General features: G+C 60.3%; 1 protein-coding gene. It reads right to left on the reverse strand.

From position 1 onward, the window contains the following. On the reverse strand, positions 1 to 722 hold a 722-nt coding region (locus CEY09_RS31820; protein WP_143219609.1), incomplete at its 3' end, for an elongation factor Tu. Between the last annotated feature and the right edge of the window lies 1 nt (position 723).

A 723-nucleotide genomic window follows, 5' to 3' on the forward strand; every position in this document is an offset into this window, starting at 1 on the left:
ACCTTGACCACGCCGCGTTCGATACGGCCGGTCACCACGGTGCCACGACCCGAGATCGAGAACACGTCTTCAACCGGCATCAGGAACGCGCCGTCAACGGCACGCTCAGGCGTCGGGATGTACGAGTCCAGCGCAGCGGCCAGGTTCATGATGGCCTGTTCGCCCAGTTCGCCCTTGTCGCCTTCCAGCGCCAGCTTGGCCGAACCCTTGACGATCGGGGTGTCATCACCCGGGAAGTCGTACTTCGACAGAAGTTCGCGAACTTCCATTTCCACCAGCTCCAGCAGCTCGGCGTCGTCAACCATGTCAGCCTTGTTCAGGAAGACGATGATGTACGGCACGCCAACTTGGCGGCTCAGCAGGATGTGTTCACGCGTTTGCGGCATCGGGCCGTCAGCGGCCGAAACCACCAGGATCGCGCCGTCCATTTGCGCGGCGCCCGTGATCATGTTCTTCACATAGTCAGCGTGGCCCGGGCAGTCAACGTGCGCGTAGTGACGCGCTTCCGTTTCGTACTCGACGTGGGCGGTGTTGATCGTGATGCCGCGAGCCTTTTCTTCAGGAGTCGCATCGATCTGGTCGTAGCCCTTGGCTTCGCCACCGAACTTGTTCGACAGAACGGTCGTGATAGCTGCCGTCAACGTCGTTTTGCCGTGGTCAACGTGACCAATCGTACCCACGTTCACGTGCGGCTTGGTACGTTCAAACTTGCCTTTTGCCATG

Origin of the sequence: Achromobacter marplatensis (assembly GCF_002209535.1) — a bacterium.
GTDB lineage: Bacteria > Pseudomonadota > Gammaproteobacteria > Burkholderiales > Burkholderiaceae_B > Achromobacter > Achromobacter marplatensis.